This is a genomic window from Orientia chuto str. Dubai (assembly GCF_000964595.1).
Classification (GTDB): domain Bacteria; phylum Pseudomonadota; class Alphaproteobacteria; order Rickettsiales; family Rickettsiaceae; genus Orientia; species Orientia mediorientalis.
Window position 1 is genome coordinate 45,758 of sequence record NZ_LANP01000002.1, and the last position, 22,320, is coordinate 68,077.

Here is a 22,320-nt window from a genome sequence, read left to right on the forward strand (position 1 = left end):
AATTTTGAATATAATATCTTTTTTAACTAGTATAAATAATGATTAAGAGCATAAGTTTTTATTGTACTTTAACTGAATTGTTGAACCAAACTATTTGTAAGTTACTGGAAAAGTGTTATTCAAATTCTTTGAAAACTATAGCATTATTAGATGATAAAAATATGGAAGAAGTAATAAATAATGCTTTATGGTCTTTTAGTTCTATATCATTTATTCCTCACGGTTGTAGCACAGACCCTGAACCAGATAGCCAACCGATATATATTACAACTAGTTATGAAAATCCTAATCAAGCTAAGATACTAGCACTGGTAATATCATGTAACACCAATCATGAAAATAATATGAATTATTTTCAACAATTTGAAAGAATACTAATAATTTTTAAAGATGACTATGCATTAATAAACTATATGAATAATTATTATCATAAACTTAAGCAAGATGGATATTCACCAAATTATTTTAAACAAAGAAAACAGTATAAAAACCTGCATTGGCAACTATTAACTGCTAATGAAATTAATATTTTAGATACCTAATATGCTTTTTAAAAACACTATTTGTTCGTTATTCTTCCATCATTCTACGCTTCATTGCCCTCTCCTTTCTGTGTCTACGTTCTGATTCCTGTTGTTTTCTGACTTTTTTTACTGAAGGAGGCTCATAAAAGCGAGACATTTTCATTGCACGAAAAACAAGCTCCCTCTGCATTTTTTTTTTAAGACTTCTAATAGCTAATTCACTATTATTGGCATTAACTGGCACATAAATCACAATTGCTGCTCCTTACAAGAATAATAATTTAAATTGTATTATTTAAATTTTAAATATATATTAAAATCTGTCAAAGTCAATAATTGCAAATAAATTAGCTACTAAAATGGATAGGGAAAAAACATCAATTTTAGAACAATTAATTAATATAATTCCAGGGCAAGGCTTTAATATAGAAACATTATCTCTAGCATCCCAAAATGCTGGTTTACCTAGTAATTATTGGGAAATAATATTTCCTAATGGAATAAAGGAAGCATCGTATGACTTAGAACGATTTTTTGACCAGCTAATGATAAATCAACTAAGTTTAATTCAACCCCCAATTAAAACTCATCATAAAGTTATTACAGCTTTACAATATCGAATAAAATTAGTACCACAAGCAGTTGCATTAAAATTATGTTTTTTTTATGCTATGCCAAATAATTATTCTACGGCAATAACAAATAGTTGGGCTAGTTGTAATAAAATATGGTGCTATGCTAATGATCGCTCAACAGATTTTAACTATTATACTAAACGTGCTTTACTAATGGCAGCATACCTACCTAGCATTGCATACTATATTAAAGATAGTTCAGATAATTATCATAAAACAGATTATTTTATTACTAAAATTATTGAAAAAATTCTAAACGCCGCTAAACTAAAGCAGAAAATTAAGTCTAAAAAATTAGATGACATACCTATAGTAAGATTTTTTCTTTAATTTTAAAGTCTAAAAAATGGCCAATCTGCATAAAAAATATTATCCTGAAGTAGATGCATCACTCTCTTTACCAACTATAGAAAAAGAAATTTTATATTATTGGCAAAAGTATAATATTTTCACTAAATCTGTTGATTGGCATGTAGCTAAATTAGGCAAAAAAAGTAACGAATTTGTTTTCTATGATGGACCTCCATTTGCTAATGGATTACCTCATTATGGGCACTTGCTTACTGGATTTATTAAAGATACCTACGCTAGGTATCAAACTGCTAAAGGAAAAAGAGTTGAAAGAAGATTTGGTTGGGATTGTCACGGATTACCAGCAGAAATGGCTGCAGAGAAAGAACTTGGCATTTCTGGCCGTATAGCAGTTACTAATTTTGGTATTGATAAGTTTAATGAGTATTGCCGCTCATCAGTAATGAAGCATACCAACGATTGGCAACAATATGTGCAACGTCAAGCAAGATGGGTAGATTTTGATAATTCCTATAAGACAATGGATTTGAGTTTTATGGAGTCAGTCTTATGGGCCTTTAAGCAATTATATAATAAAGGACTAATTTATCAATCTATGCGAGTTATACCCTACTCTTGGGCTTGCGAAACAGCTTTATCAAACTTTGAGACTAAGCTAGATAATTCATACCGCAAACGAAATGATAAAGCTGTAACAGTCAGTTTTATTTTACATCAAAAGCCAAAATCTGCACCTTCAGGATTTCAAGAATACAGATTATTAGCTTGGACAACAACTCCATGGACTTTGCCCGCAAATCTTGCAATTGCAGTAGGAAAAGAAATTGATTATATAGCAGTACCATCACAAAATATATGCTATATATTAGGAAAATTCGCTTTAAAAAACTATGTAAAGCACCTGAATTTAACTTCAGAGAAACAAAATGCATATTTATCTTTTAAAGGCAAAGAACTTGAAGGCATTTATTATCAGCCTTTATTCAACTATTTTGCAAACAAGCCCAACGCATTTAAGATTTTATGCGGAGATTTTGTCATAGAAGAAGGTGGTACTGGAATAGTACATATGGCTCCCGGATTTGGAGAAGATGATCAAATATTATGTCAACAACACAATATTGAGTTAGTCTGTCCAGTAGATAATGCAGGTAGATTTACCAAAGAAATTAGTGACTTCTTTGGTATGCAAGTATTTGAAGCAAATGAGAATATTATTAACTATCTCAAGGCTCAAGGTAATTGGATTAAAACTGAACAATATGCACATAACTATCCTCATTGTTGGCGTACAGATACACCACTAATATATAAAGCTGTATCTTCTTGGTATGTAAAAGTTAGTGCATTTAAGGAAAGAATGTGGCAATTAAATCAACAAATTAATTGGATTCCTGAGCATGTCAAGGATGGGTTATTTGGCAAATGGATAAAAAATGCTCGAGATTGGGCAATAAGTCGCAATAGATTTTGGGGAACTCCTATTCCAATCTGGATTTCTAGCAATCCTGATTATCCTAGAATTGATGTTTATGGGTCAATTGCTGAATTAGAAAAGGATTTTGGAATTAAAATTGATAATTTGCATCGTCCATTCATAGATCAACTTACTAGATTAAATCCAGATGATCCAACAGGACAATCAATTATGAAACGAGTTGAAGATGTTTTTGATTGTTGGTTTGAAAGTGGTTCAATGCCTTATGCTCAGGTGCATTATCCATTTGAAAATAAAGAATGGTTTGAATGTCACTTTCCTTCTGATTTTATTGTAGAATATGCTGCTCAAACTCGTGGATGGTTTTATACTCTTTTGGTTTTATCAACAGCATTGTTTGATCGCGTACCATTTTTAAATTGTATATGCCATGGAGTTATTTTAGATGAAAACAGACAAAAATTATCAAAACGACTTAACAATTATGTTGATCCTCTGGAATTATTTAATAAATATGGAGCTGATGCATTAAGGTTTGCCATGCTGTCATCTGCAGTAACTCGAGGACAAGAGTTACTAATTGATAATGAAATAGTATTTGATAGTGTCAGATTGCACTTAAAGCCTTTATGGAATGCTTATCATTTCTTTTCTATATACGCTAATGCAGATAATATACAAGGAGAATATATTACCTACTCAGAAAATGTGCTTGATAAGTTTATTCTATCAAAACTAAAGATTGCTGTACAAGAAATAGATCAAGCTTTAGCAACATTTAACAGCTCAACTGCTTGTTCTGTTTTTAGTAATTTTATTGAAGTTATGAATAATTGGTATATTCGTCGCAGTAGACAAAGATTTTGGAAAAATGAGAAAGACGATGATAAAAAGTTAGCTTATAATGTTTTATATACTTGTTTGAGCTATATAGTTAGGGCTGCTGCTTCTTTTTTACCTATGCTTTGTGAGGAAATATATTTAGGCCTATGTGGTAATAAAAGGGATGGTTCATCAAGTGTACACTTAGTAGAATTTCCAAATGTTGATAATATAGAGGTTAATAATGATTTGGTAAGTATAATGGATCAAATTATTATCATATGCAGTTCTGCTCTTTATATTAGAAATACAGAGAATATTAGAACACGCCAACCTTTACAATCTTTATCAATAGTGCATTCAATGGCTAATCAGTTTCAACAATTTGATTATTTAATTAAAGAAGAAGTTAATGTTAAAAATGTTTTATATTATGAGAATACTAGTGATTATATTAATTTTAAGTTAGTATTAAACTTCCATCTTTTAGGTAAAAGAATACCTGAACAAATCAAATCAGTAATACAAGCTAATAAAACTGGTAAGTGGTGTAAGCAAAGCAATGGAACAATTAGATTAGGTAATGTAGATCTACTACCGGGAGAATATTCACTAGTAGCTGAACCAAAAATAAGTAACGGAGCTAAATCTATTGGCAATGATGGAATAATTATTTTAAATCTCAATATTACTAATGAATTATACCTTGAAGGTATTGCTCGTGATTTAATTAGGTTAATTCAGCAAGCTAGAAAAGCTGCTCAATTTCATATCTCTGATAATATTTATTTAGAAATTAATAGTACTGGCACAAAAATTGATAGTGCTATATCTCAGTGCAAATCAATTATTACTCAACAAACTTTATCTAGTATTTGTACTGTCAGTATTCCAAGTTATGTTTATTCTGATCAAATAGGTAGTGATACTGTAACTATTAAAATAGCTAAAGCAAGTTAAAATAATTGACATTCATTAGGAAAAAATGTACCATCACTAGGAATATTCCTTATGCCTGAATTGGAAATGCAAACGGTTTAAGTTATAAATTTTTATGGATCAAAATAAAAAAAAACCTATAATGCCAATCGCTACTGCAATTTGGCTAATTGATAATACAACTTTAACATTTAAGCAAATTGCAGATTTTTGTGGCATGCATGAATTGGAAATTAAGAGCATTGCCAATGATGAAATAGCACAAGGAATAAAACCAATAAATCCTATTTTCACTAATCAGTTAACTCAGGAAGAGATTGATAGATGTAGCAATAATCCAAATACTGTATTACAGCTTAATAAGGATGATACAAATTATTTCGTTAATAAAAAAAGGAAGGCAGCAAAGGGAGCTAGGTATACTCCAATTGCTAGAAGGCATGATAAACCAGATGCAATATACTGGTTATTAAAAACCTATCCTGATATTCTAGATTCTCAAATTATTAAGCTAGTTGGTACTACTAAGTCTACTATTAAAGCAATACGAGAAAAAACGCATTGGAATATGAAAGAACTTCATCCTCGTGATCCTGTATTATTAGGTTTATGCAATCAAGTTGACTTAGATAATATTTTAAAAAACTTTTCAGAGCACAAAGTGAAGTTAGATCCTGTAATAAATAAAGATGAGATTTGAGATTTAATCAATAAAAATATATCATTCAGTATTAATTTATGGTATTTTACTTTACAATAAATTGGGACGTAGCCAAGCGGTAAGGCAACGGTTTTTGGTATCGTCATGCGGTGGTTCGATCCCACCCGTCCCAGCCAATAAAAATATAATTAAATTCTAGTCTAATCTAGACTAAAAGCATGTCAATCATTTCAACCATATATAGTGTTAAAAAATTTTGCAAGTAGGCAACTAAAATGCAGAAAGAGGAAATAATAATATTAGGCTGCGGTTTAAACGGTATGATAACTGCCTTAGGTCTAGCTAGTTGCAATATTAAATCTACAATAATTGAAAAAAAAGATTTTGCAAACATATGCTATTTAGATACTAGAACAACAGCTTTAACTCAAAACTCAAAATCAGTATTTAAGAAATTCAATATTTGGAGTATCATTAAACCATATATCTCTGACATTAATGAAGTTTATGTTGTTGATAATAAATCAACAATGATGGTACATTTAAATGCTAATGAATCTCAATTCGAGAGTATTGGCTATATGATTGAAAATAGTGTCTTATATGCTAAATTAATGGAATTAGTTCAAAATCATCCTTTAATTAATATAGTTGATAATACTTCTTATATATCAATAGATTCAGATAGTGATAGCACTACAATTTATTTAACTGATAAAAAAACATCTAATAATTCTAATACTAATGCTACTAGCATTGTTTGTAAAATACTAATTGTTTGTGATAGCTATAATTCATTAGCTAGAAAAAAATATTTTAAATACTTTGTTGATAAAGAATATCAACAATCAGCAATAATATTTAACGTAAGACATCAAAAACCTCATTTTGGAACAGCTGTTGAACATTTTATGCCTAATGGTCCATTTGCAACTTTGCCTTTAGCTGATCAGCATATATCCTCGGTAGTATGGGTTGAAAAGAATAGTACAGCAACATTATATTATGAAATGAACAAAAAATCTCTAACTGAGTATGCTCAAGATAAATTTGGTTGGTCTCTTGGAAGAATTGAAATTATTACTACACCAGTCTTATATCCATTAAAAGCAAAAATAGCAAAACAATATTATTACAATAATATTGTTTTAGTTGGAGATACTGCTCATGTTATTCATCCTTTGGCTGGTCAAGGGTTAAATCAAAGCATTAAGGATATTGCTAGTTTTACCAATATATTATATTCTAGAAGATCATTAGGACTAGAAATGACAAGCCATGAATTTAAATTTTATCAAAGAGACAGGTTTTGGGATAATTATATAATGTATTTGGTAACTGATAATCTTAATAGATTATTCTCTAATAATTTACCTTTATTTGCCACGGCCCGTAAAATTAGCTTAGGACTATTAGATAAATCTGATATATTAAAAAAGCTAATTATGAACTATGGTATGGGTAGCTACTCAATTAGTTCTAAAATAATAAATATTGCAAATTATATTTTTTAAGTTACATTCACTTAGTAAGTTATATTATAAAGTGCATAGGATTAAGTAATGAATATACATGAATATCAAGCCAAAGAGATTCTTAGTAAGTACAATGTTCCAGTTCAGCCTGGAATTGCAATACTAAGATATGAAGACATTGATCAAGCAATTGATTCATTAGTTACTGACACATTTGTTATAAAAGCTCAAATACATGCTGGTGGAAGAAAAATAGGCGGTGGCATCAAAATATCAAATAATAGAAGTGAAGCAAAAATTTTAGCAAAGAATATGTGGGGAATGAATTTAGTAACTCCACAAACTGGTTCTCAAGGGCAAAAAGTTCAAAGAATTTATATTGAATCTGGGGCTAAAATTAAGCTAGAACTATACTTAGGAGCAGTAGTAGATCGATCAAATCACTGCATTACTTTTATGGCTTCTGCTGCTGGCGGAATTAATATTGAAGAAGTAGCTCATACTAATCCAGAAAAAATCATTAAAGTTAAGGTAAATATTTTGACTGGTATACAACCATTTCACAGTCGTAAAATTATTTTTCAGCTTGGACTTACTGGGGATTTAGCTAAGCAAATGACTAAAATAATTAGCGCGGTTTATAGTACACTAATTCATACTGATGCTACTCAAGTTGAAATTAATCCTTTGATAATTACTGTAGATGATACACTAATAGCTCTTGATGCTAAAATGAACTTTGATGACAATGCATTATTTAGACAACCATTAATTCAAGCAATGCGTGATGAAGCTGAAGAAGATCCGCTAGAATTAAGAGCTACTAAAGCTGATTTAAGTTATGTTAGAATGAGTGGCAATATTGGATGTATGGTTAATGGTGCTGGTTTAGCAATGGCTACTATGGACATCATTAAACTTTATGGAGCAGAACCAGCTAATTTTCTTGATGTTGGAGGGAGTGCTGATAAAGAAAGAGTAGCAGAAGCTTTAAGAATCATATCATCTGACTGCAATGTTAAAGGAATCTTAATTAACATTTTTGGAGGAATTATGCGTTGTGATATTATTGCTGAAGGAGTATTAGCAGCAGCAGAAGAAATAAATTTATCTATTCCATTAGTTGTTAGGTTAGCTGGTACTAACTTTGAACTTGGTAAAAAAATATTAAGTAATTCAAAATTAAAAATAACAGCAGCTAATGATCTAGATGATGCTGCTAAAAAGATAGTTGAAGCAGTTAAGTAAGGAAAATATATGGCAGTATTAGTTAACAAAAATACTAAAGTTATATGTCAAGGTATAACAGGGGCTCAGGGAGCCTTTCATACTGAGCAAGCATTAAAATACGGAACTAAAATGGTTGGTGGAGTTACTCCTGGTAAAGGAGGACAAACTGTTTTAAATTTACCAGTATATAACTCTGTTGAGGAAGCTATTCAGAAAACTGGTGCAACAGCTAGTGTAATCTATGTTCCTCCTGCTTTTGCAGCTGATTCTATATTTGAAGCTATTAATGCTGGTATAGAATTATTAGTTTGCATTACAGAAGGTATTCCAGTACTTGATATGCTAAGAATTAAGGAAACTTTAAAAAGAAGTAGGACTAGGCTAATTGGTCCAAATTGTCCAGGAATAATTACTCCAGATCAATGTAAAATTGGTATTATGCCAGGCCATATTCATAAAGCTGGTTCAATAGGAATTATTTCTCGCTCTGGGACTTTAACTTATGAAGCAGTAGCTCAAACTACAGCAGTTGGATTAGGTCAGTCAACTTGTATTGGTATTGGTGGAGATCCAATTAATGGCACTAATTTTGTAGATTGCCTTGAACTATTACTAACAGATGAAGATACAAAAGCTATAATTATGATTGGTGAAATAGGAGGAAGTGCGGAAGAGGAAGCAGCTGATTTTTTAAGATTATCTAAAATCAAAAAGCCAGTAGTAGGCTTTATAGCTGGAGTCACTGCTCCTCCTGGTAAAAGAATGGGGCATGCTGGAGCCATCATAGATGGAGCAAAAGGAGCTGCTGATAATAAATTAGAAGCATTAAAAAATTCTGGAGTTCATATTGCAGAATCTCCTGCAAAAATTGGGCAAACAATGTATAATTTATTATATGGTCTCTAAAATATTATAGAGAGTTTTTTAATAACTAATTTTTATAGGCTTTTTTAAACTATTTCTATAGTCCGTTGAAAGAAAAAGAAAGATGGAAAAAGCTAGCTTACATGAAATATTGCTACATCCAGGCATTTTTATAATATTATCAACTATAATATTATATGTCTTGCGAAATTCTAAAACTTTTAGCATATTAGCTGTTGTTTTTCCTATTATAGCAGCTATTATATGTAGTAAGCAGCCTGATCTTATATGCTATAATTTTTATGATCTATGGCAGTTTTCTTTTCAATATAATCATTATAATAGAATAGCATGTTTATGCATTTTACTATGTTTCAGTTGTATTAACTTATCAGCCTATAAACAACGACATTGTAACTATAGTATAATTTTAGCCACGCTATATGCTGGCATCAACATTGTTTCAATGTTATCAGTAGATTTTTCAACTATGGTTTATAGCTTGGAATTTTCATCATTAGCTGCAGCTTTAATGATATATAAAAAAAATAACGAATGCCAAATTGAAACAGCGTATTATTACTTAATAGTGCATTCATTAAGTGCTATGCTAATATTAGCTGGTAGTAGTATTATAGTTAATTCATATGGTCTACCTATTATTAATTTAGCTAAGGTAATACAAGATTTTGAATATAATTATATTGCTGCAGTAGTTATACTGCTAGGCTTATTGATAAATATTGCTTGTCCAATGTTTTCATATTGGTTGGTAAATAGCTATTCTGTAAGTGGAACAATAGAAAGTGCTTATTTATCCATAACTACTACAATAAATTTAATATGGATATTAAAGCTATTCTTAGGATTAAAAATATTGATAATAATTGGTATACTTATTACAGTATTTGGTATTATTTATGCTATTTTAGAAAATGAAATAAAACGATCATTCTCATACTCTTTCATTTCTAAAAGCGGTATTATGCTTATAATGATTGGAGCATATCAAAATAATCCTGTTGATTTTTATAATGATATAATACTGTTATGTATAAGTTATATTCTTTGCCAATCGTTTTTTATGCTAATGTGTAGTTGGTTAAAGGATAAATATCAATTAATTTTCTTTACAGATTTTAGTAGTAAAGTAGTTGCTATAGATTCAATATTACTAATCTCTATTAGTTGTGTTTTAGTAATATTTTTTGCTGTTCCTTTTACTACTATTTGTTATGCTAATATATTAGCATTAAATAATAATAATATTACTCATTTTATAAATATCACTATAGCAGCGCAACTATTATATATTCCTTGGATATTAATCTACAAAAATATTAAAATAAAATTTATTCAAGCTGAATATATTAATATAGCTGAATATATTACAGTTATATACTTTACTATTATTAATCTAATATTATATTCCTATACCATAGATTTTACATACCTATTGCAACAATTAGCAATTATTACTGCTGGATTTATTGCTAGTTATATTAGTTGTCCTTCAAAAATATCAGGGAAAATATTATTACCTGAGAGTATCTTATACAATAACATTCAACATCTTATAACCTTATACAGTAATAAAATTTGGCAATTAAAATTGCAACTTCCTCAAATTTTAAGATCAAGTAATAACTTGAATCTAAGTCATAGCTTAACTATAGGAATTACTATTGTAATTTTATTGACTTTGATCATTATTGATATTATGTAACGGCCGTCATAAAAAACAAAAATAATGAAATTTTATATTCCTTTATTAAAAGGAAAATTTTTCAATTATTTGTTAACAGCTTAAAACACATTATGTTATTGAAAAATCCAATCTTACCATATACTATATTTAATTGAAAATTTATATATGTTAGATCAAACTATATGTTTAATAAAATTTATATTTTCGCCTAAAGTTTACACAGTAAATTGGCTGATGTTAAGTAAAAATTATGTCTTTTATAAATAAATTTATTAATCAAGGTTACTTTTATCAATCTACAAATCTTATAACGTTAAAACAAATTAGTAATCGTGGTCAGTTAACAGCCTATATTGGTTTTGACTGTACAGCTAAGTCCTTGCATGTTGGAAATCTTATGCAGATAATGGTATTAAGATTATTACAACAGTATAGCCATAGAGCCATAATTGTTATTGGGGGAGCTACTACTAAGATTGGTGATCCATCTGGAAAAGATAAACTGCGCAGAATTATAACTAATGAAGAGATACAACAAAATATCGTTGGTATTAAAAAATCACTAAGTAAATTTATTAAATTTGATAAAAATGACATATTATTTTTAAATAATCAAGAATGGTTAGATTCTCTAAACTATGTTAATTTTCTGCGAGATTATGGTAGTTTATTTTCAATAAATAAGATGCTAACTATGAATTCAGTTAAATCAAGATTAGAACGACATACTACCTTAAGCTTCTTAGAATTTAACTACATGCTATTGCAAGCGTATGATTTTTACTATTTGAATAAACATTACAACTGTAATCTTCAAATTGGAGGTAGTGATCAATGGGGAAATATTACTATGGGTGTAGATCTAGTAAAAAAATTAAGCGGTACAGAAGTATTTGGCTTAACAACACCATTGATTACAAACTCATCTGGAAAAAAAATGGGGAAAACAGTTGATGGAGCTATTTGGCTAAATGAAGATATGTGTTCCCCATACAATTATTTTCAGTACTGGCGAAATATTGAAGACGATTATGTAATACGATTTGCTAAACTATATGGTGAATTTTCTGCATTAGAAATAGCTAAGCTTAAAGAATTATCTCTCAATAATATTAATGAAGCAAAAAAACAAGTTGCTTATAAAATTACTTTACTATGTCATGGAGAAGAAGAAGCAAATAAAGCACTTAATACTGCAATTCAAATATTTGAACATAAAACATTAGATGAAAACTTACCAACATTTACATTAACTGATATCAATGCTGGTATACCAATTACTACATTACTGTTGTTAATTGGATTTGCTAAAACTAAATCTGAGGGAAAAAGATTAATTCAAGGTAATGGAATCAAAATTAACAATGTAAAAGTTACTGATACAAATTTAATCATACAATCGCAAAATTTTATAAATCAAGTTATTAAAGTCTCATTAGGTAAAAAACATCATGTTGTAGTTAAAATAACATAACGTGTTTTTTGAGTGCTAATAATAGATTCTGCTAAGATCAAACAATTAGCATATATTGGAAGAAAAACAAATCATAATATTTCTTTCCCCTTATCGCTCCTATTCTGATCTTATTCTTTATATAGAACTCAGATAATGGATAATATTTTTTTCAAAAATTAATAGCACAAACATTTTGAATTAATAAATTCTTTTTTGCAACACTATGTTTAATACTGTAAATATTCTTAGCTACTAATTATTTTATGCTATACTATGTTTGTATAACTCAAAGTAAGTTAATGGTTATACATTTAGTTAATAAATTAATATCTGAAGAATATCACAATCTTGGTTTATGGTTTATTGTAAGCTTTATATTCGGCATAGCACTATATTTTACTTTACCGTTTGAACCAGAACTTTGGCAAATTTTGCTTATCTCGCCAATTTTAATTAGCATTTTCTTAATTACAAGTAATAGCTTTTTAGAAAGAACATTACTTTTAATTCTGCTTTGTTGTTATTTAGGTGTTATAGTTGGTAAAATTAGGTACTTAATAGCAAAACCGCGGCATATTAATACAATTATAAAATCCAAAATTTATGGAACAATTACACAAATTCACCCTACCCCTCAAGGAGTTATATTAATTATTAACAACTGCTATATTGAAGCACTTGATAACTACAATACACCAATAAATATAAGAGTATCAGCTTTTAAAAATCATGTTTACAATATTATTACTGGAGATCAAGTTGCTTTTAGCGCAACCTTATATCCACCAACAAGCAATGCTTTAATAATTAATAACTTGTCATTAAACATACTTGCCTATTTTAATAATATAAATGCAATAGGTTATGTAACATCATCAGTAAAATTAGTTCAAAGTAATAGTCAAAACAATGTATTTAATAAATCAATGGCTACTATAATTGAACATATCAGAATTGGAATATATGATAGAGTTATAAATGTTTTAGATAGTTATTTAGGAGGTTTTATTAATGCAATTTTATTAGGAGAGAATTATGCCTTAAATAAAGATATTATAATCAGTATGAGACAAGCTGGAATATCACATATACTCTGCATATCTGGATTGCACCTTTCTATGGTTGCAATAACATTATTTACCGGATTCAGATTTATCTTAAACTTATCAACTACTATTGCTTTTAATTTTGATGTAAGAACTATAGCAACAATAATGTCTTTAATAGGAAGTTTTTGCTATTTAATATTAACTGGAAGCCATATCGCTACAATTAGAGCTTTCATAATGACTTCAACAGCTATAGTAGTTGTATTAATAAGGCGTGGAATGATTCCATTACGATCAGTAGGGTTAGCTGCCATTATAATTTTATTATCAAACCCAGAATATGTTATGCATCCTAGTTTTTCAGCTATCATTTATAGCTGTAATATCATTGATTAGTTATTATAAACTACTGCATCAGTTAAATCAAGAAGAAAATTCATTATCATTCAAAATAAAGCTATTTTTTGAATCAAGTATATATTCCAGTACTATTGTTAGCATTGCAACTATACCGACTGTAATATATTACTTTTTCAGCTTTGCAAACTACTCAGTATTAGCTAATTTATTAGCAATACCATTAACAGCATTTTGGGTTATGCCATTAACATTAGTATCGTTATTATTAATGCCATTTAACCTAGAAAAATTCTCTTTATTATTAGCAGGATATGGAGTTGATACTATAATTAAAATAGCTAAAATAGTATCAACACTTCCATACTCAGTTACTTACTTTGGACATATTGATAATGTTAGTTTATTAATCTATCTATTTGGATTCCTATGGCTAGTAATTTGGCAAAAATATTTGAGACTACTTGGAATAGTAATAATTATTGTTGCTCTCATACGAATAGCAATAATACCTAAAAAACCAGATCTGATTTTAAATAGTGAACTTACAGTTTTTGGTATCAAAAACGCTAATGATAAACTTGAGATATACTCATCATCTAGTATACCAGAATTTTTTTTACAATATTGGAGTAATTGGTATGGACAAAATGAAATCTTATTTCATGACAGTACAATAGAAACCTCCAATCATCAAATTATTACCAACTCAGGTAAAATAATAGCTATCAGATTTAAAAATACAAAATGCTTACCAGCTGATTTAGTAATTAGCACAATAGCAAATGATAAATGTAAAAACATTACAACAAAAATAATTGATAGTACCATATTGAATAAGTCTAATATAGTAGAAATATATTGTAATAAGCAGGAATGTAGATATAAAATCCACTTAAAAAGCAGCAGATTTCAGATTTAATAATTCAAAAAACTTAGATGCGCTAAATATAGTATTAATAAATGAAACATGTGGCGGCTTGAGCCGGGATTGAACCGGCGACGCAAGGATTTTCAGTCCTACGCTCTACCACTGAGCTATCAAGCCAAATTAGATAAATCCTAATCCAAAAATATATAAAAAAAGCTCTTTAATAAGGTATATATAATCAACTCATAGCCATTTGTCCATAAAATTTAAACTATTTTGTATATTAAAACCACTTATCTAAAGCAGCTTTAAAAGCTAACATACTTAAATAATTGGAAAAAATAAATAAGAATCAAGATAGATATTTCTGCAAAATGCATATAAATCACTCAATTTTTACGGATAAAAAATATAAAAGCTAAAAATTAGCTTTTATATTTATAGATCCAACATGAGCAATGTAATTTGCAGCTAAATAAGCACTATATGATAGACCAAAGCCTATTTTACCACTCTGCATAGTTAATGCTCCTCCTAATTGCCCAAGTAGCTTAGGCATGCTTGCTGTTTTTATATCAACAATACCAGAGTTTGCTAAAAGAGGATATTCTAGTTTTAGATTACTGCTATTAGTATATAAGTTTCTATGAACAATAGCATGAAGTTCAGGCATTATTGATATGCTTTTATTATTAATAATATATTTTATTGTTGCCCCTATTCTACCTTCTAGTAGATAATGCTCTGCGTTACCTACAGTAGTACCGTCAAATAACTTATAACTAGCATTTTTAAGTGTACTATATCTAATACCAACTATTGGAGATAAAGTTAACTTTGAACTATATGGATGTAAATCCCATCCTAGCATAAAATCACCATAGTAACCATTACCATTAATCTCACTAGAAGGCTGGCTAGCTACATATTCTGTTTTACCATCATATTTAATAAAGCCTAGTATTCCTTGAGTAAATATATTTTGTTGTGGATAATATCTACCATTTAAAGATAATGAAAATGCATTACAATCTGTTTTATTTAGTATGTGATTAATACTTTCATCGTACTGAATATTAAGATTTGAATATAAACCAGTAACACCAATAATTGCTTTCTTATTTAAATACTTATTAACTGTAAACAATATTCCATTAATGCCTGTCTTATACTTTTTAATTTCTTCATTACTTTCCTGATTAATGTTAGCAGTAAAAATATTCCCCTGAATATTCCAACCATTATTAGAATTAATATTTGATCCAGAACTTATAATATTAGATGATTGATTTTGTTTTTTTACAGCATGAGATATGCTAGCTGTTGTAGCATCTACAACAGTATTAGTAATAACACCTACAGTATTAGTTACTGCAACATCAGAAGTTTGAATAGCTTTTTGTAAAGCTTTTTCTTGAGCTATAAATTTGCCTTTTTGAATATCTTTTTTTTGTGTTTGCGAGTCCTCAGGTTGCAAAACATTCACGCCTAATGTACTTTGAGCTGCTCCTATAAAAAGCAATGTAGAAAGAACTAATGATATTTTAACACAAACTGTATACTTGTTAGTCTTTTTCATCATGGTCAATACTTATCCTTAGTAACTAAAAGTTAAGTTAATTTAACATAAAAAAACCTATGGTTCAATATATTTTTAATTTTTCAGAAAATAAAAATCAAATAATAATATAAATCTTATAAACTAATGATAAAACAATATAAAAGCTAATTTAAAACTTTTATATTATTTTAGATCATTGCTGTTAGTATATAAAGTTGCTATAAACAACAATATGCAGTTGAAATTCAAATATTATTGATAATATATTGTGTTGCACCTATTATAATACTCTGCATCACTTATAGTAGTATTATCAAACTTCTAATTTATAAGGTGCTATCTTTAATACTAACTAGATTATTATTTAAAATATATAAAAAAATGTATAAACCTCATATTCAACAAATAATATCAATTTGGTTAATAGTATCAGCATTATTAGTATTACTTATGATAGTATTAGGTGGAATAACTAGATTAACTAATTCTGGGCTATCTATTGTAGAATGGAATCCAGTATTTGGTGTTATACCTCCTATATCTTTTGAAGACTGGAACAATGAGTTTAATAAATATAAATCTTCCCCAGAATTTAATTTAGTTAATAATCAGATGACTATTTCTGAGTTTAAATTTATCTTTTTTATAGAGTATATTCATAGATTGATAGGAAGAGTAACTGGAATAATAATTATTATTCCGTTCTTAACTTTTTATTATTTGCAATATTTAACTAAGCAGCAATGTTATAGGTTGCTTTTTATAATTTATCTAGTTGTAGTGCAAGGATTTATGGGGTGGTATATGGTAAAAAGTGGATTAAAAGACAATCCATATGTTAGTCATTACCGCCTAGCAGGGCACTTTTTGCTAGCTGTTATTATTTATCACCAACTGATAATTGAAATATTAAATATTATACAACCATTTAAAAGTTCTATATCTACATCCGCAATTAATAAAATTATAAGTGTTAATGAAAGTAACTTAAAGGCTAAATTAGCTTTTTTTAATAAAATAATTATTTTGTTACTTTATGTTCAGGTTATGTTTGGAGCTTTAGTTGCTGGACTTGATGCAGGATTGATATATAATGAGTTTCCTAATATGGGCAACGGTTTAATTCCAATAGAGCTGTTAAATCAACCTATGGATTTTACAGTATTTGATAATTCAGTTGTAATACAATTTATCCACAGATGGTTTGGTATATTAATTGGTAGCTTAATAATATGTTATGCTACTTTGCTAGTTATTCTCAATAGACAAATACCAAGCATAATTGGAGTCATCGCTATATTTCTAATCTTAGTGCAGATCACTACTGGTATTATAACTTTAGTTTATCATGTACCAACATTAATAGCTTTAATACATCAAGTATGTGCGATTTTGTTGCTAACTATTTTCTTCCTTATTCAAAATATATCAGCTAATTCTACAGTATAGTTTTTAAATTCTAGTAATATTAAGTTAACTTCTAGAGCTCATACAGCAATATTGTTACATAAGATAGAAATTGAATGATTTTACGTGTTAGCTAAGCTAATTTAGCAATAGAAAAAGTGGATAAAACTATAGCATAAAACCTAGAAGAATAAGCATATGAAATTCTGTAGATTGCGTAATAATAAATGCTTGATCCCAAAAAGAAAGCTGTTCTTATTTTTGTTAGCTCTATAAGCATATCTCATTTGTAATATGTACTTGCACTTTTTTATGCTCTTAATGCTAAGGAATATATTACTTACTTTTCTCTAAAATTATTAGCAGTTTCTTATATTTAAGGAATTAAAATACTTGGTTTTTAAAAAAATAATTATAGCCATAATTGCTGATGGTGTAACTCCATTTATATGTTTTGCAGCTCTTATAGTTTCAGGTTGATATTGTTTAAGCTTTTCTCGGACTTCAATTGACAAACTAGGAATCTGATCATAGTTTAAATCTTGAGGAATTGCATACATTTCTTCCTGCTTAAAGAGCGCAATATCTTGTTTCTGACGTTCTAAATATGCTTGGTATTTTGATTCATAAGTTAGCAATAATAATAAATTATTGTCATACTGATTTAATTCAGGATAAAGGTCCTTTACTATATTGATACCAAAATTTGGAAGTCCAAGTAAATTAAAGGCTGTCCGGGCAATACCATTTTGCGAAATTTGATAACCAGAATTCTGCAGTTGTTTAGGAGTAATAGTTAGTGATTGAACATAAGCACGCAAAGTATTCAGTTTTGATAACTTTGCATGGAATATTTTTTGTCTCAACTGACTAACACAACCAATCTCTATTGCCTTTGGAGTTAAACGCTGGTCAGCATTGTCAGCCCTAATACTCAATCTATATTCTGATCTTGAAGTAAACATACGGTAAGGTTCATCTACTCCATGTGTTAAATCATCAATCATTACTCCAATATAAGCATCTGTTCTATCTAAAATAAATGGCCCCTGCCCTTTTATTGCTTGTGCAGCATTTATTCCAGCTATAATTCCTTGTCCTGCAGCTTCTTCATAACCTGTAGTACCATTAATTTGTCCAGCTAAATATAATCCATCTATAGATTTTACTTCTAAGCTATGTTTTAGCTGTCTAGGATCTACATAATCATATTCAATAGCGTAACCATATGCCACTATTTTACAATTTTCTAGCCCTCTTATGGTTTTAATCATATCTTCTTGTATATCACTTGGCAAAGATGTTGATATTCCATTAGGATAGATAATATCACTATTTAATCCTTCCGGTTCTAAAAAGATTTGATGGCTGGTATTGTGACTAAATCTTATAATTTTATCTTCTATTGATGGACAATATCTTGGACCTATCCCTTGAATATTAGTACTATACATTGCAGACTGATGCAAATTGTCTTTTATAATTTGATGCGTAAATTCATTAGTTCTGGTAATATAGCATTTAATTTGGGGAACTAAAACCTTATTGGTAATTTCAGAAAATGGAGTAGGAATAGAATCACCTGGCTGTTCTTCTAATTTTGAATAATTTATAGTTCTGCCATCAATTCTAGGTGGAGTCCCAGTTTTTAATCTTCCTAATTTTAATCCAAGCGCTAATAAAGTATTAGATAACCCATAAGATGCACTTTCTCCTATACGACCAGCTTTTATTTGTTCTTTACCACGGTGAATGATTGCAGATAGAAAAGTACCAGTAGTTAGTATAACTTTTTGGCAATAAATTTCTTTTCCATCAACAATTACTGCAGTAACTTTATTACCAATGAACTTTATATCTTCTACTGAAGCAAATATGATAGTTAAATTAGGATAATTTGTTATTGTATTAAACATTGCAGATTTATATAAAGCACGATCTATTTGCGCTCTTGGGCCCCAAACAGCTGGTCCCTTAGTGTAGTTCAGCATTTTATAATGTATACAAGCTTTATCTGCAATTTTACCCATAAGGCCATCAAGTGCATCAACTTCTTTTACTATATGCCCCTTGCCACGGCCGCCAATAGCTGGATTACATGACATTTCTCCAAGATTTTCAGGTTTAAGAGTAATTAATGCTACTTTAACACCCATTCTTGCTGCTGCTGTAGATGCCTCACACCCAGCATGCCCACCACCAACTACTACAACATCAAATTTATTCATTTTAATATTTTATCAAATAAGTTAGTCCATAGATTATACAATAATTACCTGCGGCTACTCAAACTAATAATGCATATAAATTTCAAAGATAAATTATTTAGAAACAGTAAGTTTGGGCAAGCCACTAATATATAATTGATTGAGACAATGAAAAAATCAAATTGTTTAGGCAAAATCAAAACCATAAAGGTTAGTATTAGTCAACTGTAGTACAATTAAATTTAGTCACCAGCTAGAATAACATGTATTTTTTGATCAGAGTAGTAATTGAAAAGACTATTTAGAATAAAAGCTGTGCCAGCAATCAAAATAATACGATGCTTAAAGTTATGGAATAAGCAATCTTGAGCTCTATAACTTAGTATATTCAATGTACCAGCGGAGTTTGATCATTTATGGGAAGATGATGCTAAATCAGCAATTTTAAATCTAGAGATGTTATTATTTTAAAATGTAGCAGCTTTTATCAGGCCTATATAGCTAATTGTATGGTTGTATTGGAAGTTTAAAGTGTATTCTATATCTATTCTTGATAGGTAGTATAATTTTCTGTCATCTGATTGATAAAAAATATTATTGGAGATAAACTAATTAATTAACTTTTCCATGATCTAAAGAAATAACTCTAGTAGCAATATTATTGGTAAAATCACGATCATGAGTAACCATGAGTAAAGTTCCCGGATAATTAATTAAGGCCATTTTTAAAGCTTCTTTTGCTTCTATATCCAAATGGTTAGTTGGCTCGTCAAGAATGAGAGTATTATTTTTTTCTAACATAGTTTTAGCAAGAATAACCCTTGCGCTCTCTCCTCCACTTAAGGTCAGGATATTTTTATAAACTTCCTCTTGTTTAAATAATACCTGGCCAAGTATATTTCTTATCACTCCCATGGAGGAAGCGTTTATCTGCGTTTGCAACCAATCAAAAACCGTAATATTGCTATTTAATAATTCATGGTGATCTTGAGCAATATAAGAAATATGAGTCTCATATCCCCATTCATAATTACCATAATCTGGAGAAACTTTTCCCGTAAGAATTTTTAATAAAGTTGATTTTCCTGCCCCGTTAGGTCCTATAATTATAACCTTTTCACCACGATTGATAGTGAAATTAACTTTGCTAAGAATTTTTTTGTTATCGTAATTTTTTGCTAAATTACTAACTTTTAAAACTACTTTACCAGAAGATATTTTTTGCCTAAAATTAAAATTAGGACTAATCCTAGAAGATTTCTGGATATCAGGTAATTCAATTTTTCAAGTAATTTTTCTCGTGATTTAATTTGTTTTGCTCTAGTACCTGCACGAAATTTTTCCATAAATTTTTTCATTTTAGTAACTTTTCTTTCCATATAACAAAGCTCGTGTAATTTTTGTTCCGTTATTGCTTGTTTTTGCTCTATAAATTTATTGTAATTACCTACATATTCTCTAATCTCACCATAATCTATATCTAATATATGAGTAGCAAGATTATTCACAAAAGTAATATCATGAGAAATAAAAACTAATACCCCTTTAAAACTATATTTTAAGTAATTCTCTAACCAACAAATAGAATTTATATCTAGATGATTGGTTGGTTCATCAAGCAATAAAATATCTGGATTATCAAATAAACTTTGAGCAAGTAATACTCTAAGCTTATATCCACCAGACAGAACAGAAAGATTTTGGTAATGGAATTCTTCTTTTATACCTAAACTAGTTAGTAGCTCTCCTGCTATATATTCTGCAATATAACCATCATTATCCGCTATAATTTGTTCTAGTTCCCCAAGTTTACTTCCACTTACGTCATCTAATATTTCTCGGGCAAGCAATTCTTCCTTTTCACAGATAGCTTGCCATAAGTTTTTTTTACCAGCAATGACTACATTAATAATAGGAGTATTTTCATAGCGAAATTGATCTTGTTTTAACCACCCAACACCTAATTTTTTAGGAATAATAACTTCTCCATGACTTGGCTCTTCTTCACCTGTTAAAAGCTTTAAAAAAGTAGTTTTTCCAGTGCCATTTGCTCCTACTACACTATATTTATTACCTTTATTCAAATTTAAATTAACATCAGTAAATAGCAGCTTTGAGTCATAGATCATGGCCAGTGAGTTAATAGTCAACATATTAAGAAACAACTGTTTTCATTTCCCCCATATCTTAATTTTCTTAGGCCAACCTATCAAAAAGGCTGCTAAAAATATTCCACTAGCAATAGGAAGCGTAACCATGATCAAACTATGATCATAAATAATCCTGTAGCAGCTGTAAAACCTGTGATAAGCAAAGCTCTCAGACTCATTATTAAGGATGATGCTGTACCATTTAAAGTAGGAAATATAGATAAAGATTCAGAAAAAATAACGGGATAACATACTGCAAGTCCTATAACAAACAAACACATGAAACAAGTCATAAAAAAAGGATTATATATTTTGCTAATTCCTATACTAATCATAAGAATAGCACTTAAACAACATAAACTTATAGTATATTTTATGGTGTTTTGCTTTCCTAAAAATCCTATCATCTTATCTGCAACTATACTTATCACTGTAAAAGAAGCAATAATTACTGCTTGATGCATTACAAAAGATAAGACTTGCATTTGAAAAATTTCTTGATAAAAAAATGCACTAGCTGCAATATAAGACATATAAGCAGCGCAAAGAAGGCTTGATACTAGCGCAGTACCCAGTCTTTAATTAGCCTACTCATAGAGTCTTCCAGCGTATAATCTATCTTGACACCTTCACGTTGCTTTAACAATAATAAAC

The 22,320-nt window shown here is 29.1% G+C and carries 18 protein-coding genes and 2 tRNA genes; 13 read left to right on the forward strand and 7 right to left on the reverse strand.

The window, feature by feature from the left end:
* Positions 1–38 precede the first annotated feature (38 nt).
* On the forward strand, positions 39–542 hold the full coding sequence (locus tag OCHUTO_RS00600) for a DNA polymerase III subunit chi (protein WP_052694603.1): 504 nt from the start codon (positions 39–41) through the stop codon (positions 540–542).
* A gap of 28 nt (positions 543–570) precedes the next feature.
* On the opposite strand, the gene rpsU is transcribed toward OCHUTO_RS00600, so the two are convergent.
* Complete coding sequence (gene rpsU, locus OCHUTO_RS00605) at positions 571–777, reverse strand: 30S ribosomal protein S21 (RefSeq protein ID WP_045796938.1); 207 nt, start codon at positions 775–777, stop codon at positions 571–573.
* 106 nt (positions 778–883) lie between these two features.
* Between rpsU and OCHUTO_RS00610 the strand changes: the two genes are divergently transcribed.
* From OCHUTO_RS00610 to OCHUTO_RS06180, 11 genes are all read left to right on the forward strand, one after another.
* A complete protein-coding gene (locus tag OCHUTO_RS00610; RefSeq protein ID WP_045796939.1) occupies positions 884–1,489 on the forward strand; it encodes a COQ9 family protein in 606 nt (201 codons plus the stop codon).
* Between the two features lie 16 nt (positions 1,490–1,505).
* Complete coding sequence (gene ileS, locus OCHUTO_RS00615; protein WP_045796940.1) at positions 1,506–4,691, forward strand: isoleucine--tRNA ligase; 3,186 nt, start codon at positions 1,506–1,508, stop codon at positions 4,689–4,691.
* 94 nt (positions 4,692–4,785) lie between these two features.
* Positions 4,786–5,370 (forward strand): cell cycle transcriptional regulator TrcR, encoded by a 585-nt coding sequence (locus OCHUTO_RS00620; protein ID WP_045796941.1) that lies wholly within the window; start codon positions 4,786–4,788, stop codon positions 5,368–5,370.
* A gap of 62 nt (positions 5,371–5,432) precedes the next feature.
* Positions 5,433–5,507 (forward strand) — tRNA-Gln (locus OCHUTO_RS00625).
* 99 nt (positions 5,508–5,606) lie between these two features.
* The gene (locus OCHUTO_RS00630) at positions 5,607–6,845 is read left to right on the forward strand and encodes an FAD-dependent monooxygenase (protein ID WP_045796942.1); all 1,239 of its coding nucleotides are present in this window, start codon (positions 5,607–5,609) and stop codon (positions 6,843–6,845) included.
* 48 nt (positions 6,846–6,893) lie between these two features.
* Positions 6,894–8,054 carry an ADP-forming succinate--CoA ligase subunit beta gene (gene sucC / locus OCHUTO_RS00635; RefSeq protein ID WP_045796943.1) on the forward strand — a complete coding sequence of 387 codons (1,161 nt, stop codon included), beginning with the start codon at positions 6,894–6,896 and terminating at the stop codon, positions 8,052–8,054.
* A 9-nt stretch (positions 8,055–8,063) separates the two neighbouring features.
* A complete protein-coding gene (gene sucD / locus OCHUTO_RS00640) occupies positions 8,064–8,942 on the forward strand; it encodes a succinate--CoA ligase subunit alpha (protein WP_045796944.1) in 879 nt (292 codons plus the stop codon).
* Positions 8,943–9,024: 82 nt separating this feature from the next.
* Positions 9,025–10,626, forward strand: coding sequence for a proton-conducting transporter transmembrane domain-containing protein (locus tag OCHUTO_RS00645; RefSeq protein ID WP_045796945.1), 1,602 nt, complete (start codon positions 9,025–9,027; stop codon positions 10,624–10,626).
* A gap of 232 nt (positions 10,627–10,858) precedes the next feature.
* Positions 10,859–12,082, forward strand: coding sequence for a tyrosine--tRNA ligase (tyrS, locus tag OCHUTO_RS00650; protein ID WP_045796946.1), 1,224 nt, complete (start codon positions 10,859–10,861; stop codon positions 12,080–12,082).
* Between the two features lie 281 nt (positions 12,083–12,363).
* A complete protein-coding gene (locus tag OCHUTO_RS06745) occupies positions 12,364–13,509 on the forward strand; it encodes a ComEC/Rec2 family competence protein (protein ID WP_269745467.1) in 1,146 nt (381 codons plus the stop codon).
* The gene (locus OCHUTO_RS06180; protein WP_269745468.1) at positions 13,502–14,392 is read left to right on the forward strand and encodes a ComEC/Rec2 family competence protein; all 891 of its coding nucleotides are present in this window, start codon (positions 13,502–13,504) and stop codon (positions 14,390–14,392) included. Before OCHUTO_RS06745 ends, OCHUTO_RS06180 begins: the two co-directional genes overlap by 8 nt.
* A 51-nt stretch (positions 14,393–14,443) precedes the next feature.
* Here the strand turns inward: OCHUTO_RS06180 and OCHUTO_RS00660 are convergent.
* Positions 14,444–14,518, reverse strand: a tRNA-Phe gene (locus OCHUTO_RS00660).
* 241 nt (positions 14,519–14,759) lie between these two features.
* Positions 14,760–15,923, reverse strand: a complete 1,164-nt coding sequence (locus OCHUTO_RS00665) for an autotransporter outer membrane beta-barrel domain-containing protein (protein WP_052694604.1) — start codon at positions 15,921–15,923, stop codon at positions 14,760–14,762.
* A 360-nt stretch (positions 15,924–16,283) separates the two neighbouring features.
* Between OCHUTO_RS00665 and OCHUTO_RS00670 the strand changes: the two genes are divergently transcribed.
* Complete coding sequence (locus tag OCHUTO_RS00670; RefSeq protein WP_045796947.1) at positions 16,284–17,351, forward strand: COX15/CtaA family protein; 1,068 nt, start codon at positions 16,284–16,286, stop codon at positions 17,349–17,351.
* Between the two features lie 317 nt (positions 17,352–17,668).
* Here OCHUTO_RS00670 and mnmG read toward each other — a convergent pair whose 3' ends face one another.
* From mnmG to OCHUTO_RS00685, 4 genes are all read right to left on the reverse strand, one after another.
* Positions 17,669–19,537, reverse strand: coding sequence for a tRNA uridine-5-carboxymethylaminomethyl(34) synthesis enzyme MnmG (gene mnmG / locus OCHUTO_RS00675; RefSeq protein WP_045796948.1), 1,869 nt, complete (start codon positions 19,535–19,537; stop codon positions 17,669–17,671).
* A gap of 591 nt (positions 19,538–20,128) precedes the next feature.
* Positions 20,129–20,797: an ATP-binding cassette domain-containing protein gene (locus tag OCHUTO_RS06185; RefSeq protein WP_306305435.1), complete on the reverse strand. Its 669-nt coding sequence runs from the start codon at positions 20,795–20,797 to the stop codon at positions 20,129–20,131.
* Positions 20,716–21,669, reverse strand: coding sequence for an ABC-F family ATP-binding cassette domain-containing protein (locus tag OCHUTO_RS06190; RefSeq protein ID WP_232296893.1), 954 nt, complete (start codon positions 21,667–21,669; stop codon positions 20,716–20,718). Before OCHUTO_RS06190 ends, OCHUTO_RS06185 begins: the two co-directional genes overlap by 82 nt.
* 107 nt (positions 21,670–21,776) lie before the next feature.
* Complete coding sequence (locus OCHUTO_RS00685) at positions 21,777–22,199, reverse strand: MFS transporter (protein ID WP_052694605.1); 423 nt, start codon at positions 22,197–22,199, stop codon at positions 21,777–21,779.
* Positions 22,200–22,320: the final 121 nt, after the last annotated feature.